The organism is Sphingobium wenxiniae (genome assembly GCF_007830065.1).
Taxonomy (GTDB): Bacteria; Pseudomonadota; Alphaproteobacteria; order Sphingomonadales; family Sphingomonadaceae; genus Sphingobium; species Sphingobium wenxiniae.
In genome coordinates, this window is sequence record NZ_VLKK01000050.1 from 1 (window position 1) to 5226 (window position 5226).

Consider the following 5226-nt stretch of genomic DNA (forward strand, 5'->3'; position numbering starts at 1 on the left):
ATCACAAGGGCCACAGCCTTGGCGAGATGGACATCGACGCCATCCTCGCGCGGGCGCCCGCGCTGGTGCTTGTGGACGAACTGGCGCACACCAATGCGCCGGGAAGTCGCCATCCCAAGCGCTACCAGGATGTCGAGGAACTGCTCGATGCCGGGATCGACGTCTATTCCACGATCAATATCCAGCATGTGGAGAGCCTGAACGACGTTGTCGCCTCGTTCACTCGGGTACGGGTGCGCGAGACGGTGCCCGATTCCATTCTCGAACAGGCGGAGATCGAAGTTGTCGACATTCCGCCAGACGAGCTGATCGAGCGGCTGAAGGACGGCAAGGTCTATATCCCGCATGAAGCGACGCGGGCGCTGGGCCACTTCTTTTCCAAGTCCAACCTCACGGCGCTGCGCGAACTGGCGCTGCGCCGCGCGGCGCAGGCGGTCGATGCGCAGATGCTGGAGCATGTCCGCGCCAATGCGCTGGCGGGCAACTTCGCGGCGGGAGAGCGCATCGTAGTCGCCATCAGCGAATATCCCCATGCCGCCGGGCTGGTCCGAGCGGGCAAGCGCATGGCCGACGCCCTGAAAGCACAATGGACCGTGGTGCATATCGAGACCCAGCGCGATCAGCATTTCAGCGAGGGGGAAAGACGACAGCTGGCCGATACGCTGGCGCTGGCTTCGCGCCTGGGCGCTTCAACCGCCAGTATTCCGGGCTCCAGTGTTGTCGATGGACTGTGCAGTTTTGCAGGAGATGCGCGCGCGACCCAGATCATCATCGGGAAATCCAACCGCTCCTGGTGGTTCGAGAAGCGTCACGGGTCAGTGGTGGACCGATTGATACGCACGATCGGCGATGTCGCCATCCATGTCCTGCCTTCAGGGGGCGGAGACCCTGCAACAGCCCAGCGGCACGAGCCATCGCGCGGACATTGGGGCCGACCCAGCGACTATATCTGGTCCCTGCTTATGGTGGCAGGGATCACCGTGATCGGACGATTGCTTATCGAAGCGATTGCGCTCGGCAATATCGCGCTGCTGTTCCTGATCCCGGTCATGTTTGCGGCGGCGACTTTCGGATTGCGGGCAGGACTGTTCGCGGGACTTGTCGCCAGCCTTGCCTACAACTTCTTCTTCCTGCCTCCCACTGGCACGCTGACCGTCAATAATCCCGAGAACGTCATCTCGATCCTGGTGCTGCTGGGGGTTGCGATCGTCACCAGCCAGTTTGCGGCACGCGTGCGGGCGCAGGCGGATCTGGCGGGGGCGAGCGCTAGGCAGAATGCCGCACTGGCCAGCTTCTCGCGCCAGCTCACGGCCGCCCCCACGCGCGACGAATTGATGCAGGCGATCTGCGCCGAGGTGGCTCGCCTGCTGGATGTTCGCGCGGTGCTGCTGCTGCCCTCAGCCAATGGACCGGACCTTCGCGCCGCCTATCCGCCTGAAGACAAGCTGGACCAGATCGAGATGGCCGCGGCCCAGTGGGTGATCGACAACGAGCAGCCGGCAGGACGCGGTTCGGCAACGTTGACGGCTTCCGACTGGCTGTTCCATCCGCTCGGCAGTTCATTTTCATCGGGGCGCGGCGTTCTGGGCGTGCTCGGCATTGCCCGCAGCGACGCGCGCGATCCGCTTCGCTCCGATCAGGTGCCCCTGCTGATGAGCCTGCTCGATCAGGCCTCTATCGCATTCGACAGGATGGCGTTGGAAGAAGAGAACATGCGTGCCCGGCAGATCGACGAGCGGGACCGCTTGCGCTCGGCGCTACTTTCCTCGGTGAGCCACGACCTGCGCACGCCGCTCACCACGATCATCACTGCGGCCCAGGAAATGAAGCGCCATCCTTCGGCGGTTCTGGCAGACGCGATCGAGACGGAAGCGCAGCGGCTCAACCGGTTTGTTGCCAATCTGCTCGACATGGCGCGCGTCGAGGCAGGAGCGCTGCCTTTGAAAGTGGAGGCGACGGACCTGTTCGATGCGGTGGCAGGCGCCGTTCACGATACCCGCGCATCGCTGCAGGATCACGGCGTCAACATTGACATCGTTCCCGATATCCCGCTGGTCCGGGTCGACCCGGTGTTGCTGCACCATTGCCTGATCAACCTGCTCGACAATGCCGGCCGCTATGCCGATGCAGGTACGCCCATCCTTATCCGTTGTCGGCGCCTGTCGGACGCGCTTGCGCTTTCGGTTATCGACCAGGGGCCGGGAATTCCTCCCGGTCAGGAAAAACGCGTCTTTGAGACATTCACCCGGCTTGAGGGGTCCGACCGGGTTCGTCATGGCACCGGGCTCGGCCTGGCCATCGTCAAGGGTTTCGCCGAGGCCATGGGGCTCACGGTGGAGGCCGGCAACAACGACGATCCATTTGGAGCCTGTTTTACCATTCGCATTCCCGAGGCGCTCATCGTTCCGCACCTCGACGGCAAGGAAGTTCTATGAAGATCCGCCACAAGGTTCTCATCGTCGATGATGAGCCGCATATCCGGCGCCTGATCCAGACAGCGCTGACCCGCGCCGATTATGCGACGCTGGAGGCCGAGAATGCACGCCAGGCGCTGGAACGGCTGAGGCAGGAACGACCGGAGATCGTGCTGCTCGATCTCGGCCTGCCCGATCGGGATGGGCTGGAACTGGTTCCGATCATCAAGCAGAATGCGGACACCACGTTGATCATCATCTCTGCGCGCGACGCGACCGAGGAGAAGGTCGCGGCGCTGGATCTGGGCGCTGACGATTATCTGACGAAGCCTTTCGACACAGCCGAATTGCTCGCCCGGGTACGCGTTGCGCTGCGCAATCGCATGACCCGCGATGGCGGCGTTCCTGCGATCGAAGTCGGAGACCTGTCGATCAACCTGCTCGAACGCAAGATTACGAAGGCGGGTAAGGAAGTGCATCTGACGCCCAAGGAATACGCGGTACTGGCCCAGCTTGCGAAGTATCCTGGGCGGGTCATCACGCACGACCAGATCATGCTTCAGGTCTGGCCGAACGAATCCGAGCGTCATGTAGAGTATCTGCGCGTTCTGGTGCGTACATTGCGGCAGAAGCTCGAAAGTGATCCCCAACGCCCCCGGTTCATCAGCAATGATGTTGGGATCGGCTACCGTCTACGCCTTCCCGAATATGAGTGAGACGCGGGGAAGATGGCAGCCGTCGATCCTATGCAATCTCTATGTCGGGAGCCGTTTCCCGCTCTCGCAATCAAACGGCGATAGGCTGTTTGGAAATTCGCGAAAGCGCGAATTTTGCGACACCGGCCTGCTTCGCTGCGCGTTGGACCGAACGGCTTGCCGACTGGCTTGGTGGACAGGGGGGCAGGCACTCTAGAGCAGTTGATCCGATTGCATCGGATCAACTGCTCTAAGATTTTGGTTTTCCGCGTTTTCCGAGGCATCAGGTGATTCCACCTGATTAGAAAACACTCTAAGTGAGTTCAGAGAGGACGTATGTTCCGGATAAGCTCGACGAGTAGCCGCACACCAGTCGGCACATGTCGGCGTCCAGAATAATAGATGTGGAACCCGCTCCCCAATGACATCCAGTCTGCCATCACCGGCAGCAGTCGGCCATCCTTGAAATACGGCCTGAAAATAGGCTCGCTTCCGTAGATGATCCCGCATCCGCCCAAACCCAGCCCCAAGGCGGCATGGGTCGCATCCACTGTTAACGGGCCTGGCGCTGTGACCACGACAGATTCTTCACCTCGGTCAAACTCCCACTGATAAATCTGATCATTCCCGAGCCTTATCCGGACGCAGCGATGGTCAACCAACTGGCTCGGATGCTCCGGCAGGCCAAACTGCTCTATGTAAGAGGGGGCAGCCGCTGCCATCCATCCGATGTCAGGCGAAAGGCGCTGCGCGATCATGTCTTCGGGAACAGTTCCTCCATAACGAATTCCTGCATCGAAACCGCTTCCAATTACATCGATCAAGCGGTTGCTGACGCTGATATCGACCTCCACATGCGGGTAGCGTTCGATGAATGTCGGCATCACCGGATTCAGGAGCAGGGTGACGGCGTCCTCCGGAACGCTGATACGCACGCGGCCGGCGGGTGTGTCGCGATATCGGTCGAGATTTTCCGATGCGTCGTTGATCGCGTTGAGCGGACCCTCAATCCGGTCCAGCAACTCTTCGCCGGCAGCTGTCAAAGTCACGCTGCGCGTCGTTCTATTCAATAATCTCACGCCACGTCGAGTTTCAAGCGCGCTCATCGAATGGCTCAACGCTGAGGTGGTGACGCCCATCTCCTGCGCGGCTCGCCGGAAACTGCGATGCTTTGCGATCGCAATGAAATAGGCGAAATCGGCGAGATCGGCACGGCTGAGCTGCATCGGATGGCCTTAACACATTGTGGAGCACTGCTCATCAACTCATTGCCTGGGGCTGGTCTAATAATGTGAGATACGAGCCAGTATATCATTGGCAGACCGGATCGCTTCCCCCCGTGTTTCGCAAAGCAAGGAGGTCGTCATGAGCCGAACCGCACTGCTCTTGACTGCCATCCTGGCATCGACCGAAGCCGGGCAGGCACAGGAAAGGACAAAACCCATGAGCATTACCCGCAAGGCCGACCTCAAGACCGTTGATGGCCCCGAGCAGTTTTTCACGGGCAAAGCGACGATCACCGGCCAGTTTCAGCGTGAGGATCCCTCGCGCGTCTCAGGCGCTATCGTGCATTTCGAGCCTGGAGCCCGGACCGCATGGCACAGGCACCCGGCAGGTCAGACCCTGATCGTGACCGAGGGCATTGGCTGGACCCAGATCGAGGGCGGCCCCAAATATGAGTTTTACGCCGGCGACATTCTGTGGTGCCCCAAGGACAAGAAGCACTGGCACGGGGCGACGGCACACGACGCGATGACGCACATCGCCATTCAGGAGTCGATGAACGGAACGCCAGTGACGTGGATGGGCTGACTACACGAAAGTGCATTTTACGTACGCTAGGAGAGAACCTTTGGCGAACGCGGGTGAATGACATCATGCGGCCAAGAGCGATGAAGGCGTGCGCAACGGGCGGAGCTGGCCGGGATCGGGGCGGCTTTCGACATTCCAACGATAGTCACCGGTGAGCGAGATATGCTCCCATCCCAGCGGGGCGATATGGCGCGCAACGTCTTCGGGGATCGACAGCGCCCCGACCGCCTGTTCGAGATAACGAGTGTTCCACAGGATGATGGCGGCCACGAGGAGATTGAGGCCGGAGGCGCGATAGGTCTGGT

General features: G+C 60.8%; 5 protein-coding genes. 3 read left to right on the forward strand and 2 right to left on the reverse strand.

Annotated elements, in window-relative coordinates:
- Positions 1-2435 (forward strand): sensor histidine kinase (locus IQ35_RS20460; protein ID WP_145076145.1); only part of this gene is annotated, 2435 nt, incomplete at its 5' end.
- Positions 2432-3130, forward strand: coding sequence for a response regulator (locus IQ35_RS20465; protein ID WP_092960202.1), 699 nt, complete (start codon positions 2432-2434; stop codon positions 3128-3130). The genes IQ35_RS20460 and IQ35_RS20465, both read left to right, overlap by 4 nt.
- 302 nt (positions 3131-3432) lie before the next feature.
- Here the strand turns inward: IQ35_RS20465 and IQ35_RS20470 are convergent, their stop codons facing one another.
- A complete protein-coding gene (locus tag IQ35_RS20470; RefSeq protein WP_092960204.1) occupies positions 3433-4335 on the reverse strand; it encodes a LysR family transcriptional regulator in 903 nt (300 codons plus the stop codon).
- A 139-nt stretch (positions 4336-4474) separates the two neighbouring features.
- On the opposite strand from IQ35_RS20470, the gene IQ35_RS20475 reads away from it, so the two are divergent.
- Entirely contained in the window at positions 4475-4921 is a 447-nt protein-coding gene (locus tag IQ35_RS20475; RefSeq protein ID WP_242003431.1) for a (R)-mandelonitrile lyase, read from the forward strand.
- Positions 4922-4984: 63 nt separating this feature from the next.
- Here IQ35_RS20475 and IQ35_RS20480 read toward each other — a convergent pair.
- Positions 4985-5226, reverse strand: a 242-nt coding sequence (locus IQ35_RS20480) for a Tn3 family transposase (protein WP_145076148.1), incomplete at its 5' end; no start/stop codon positions are given.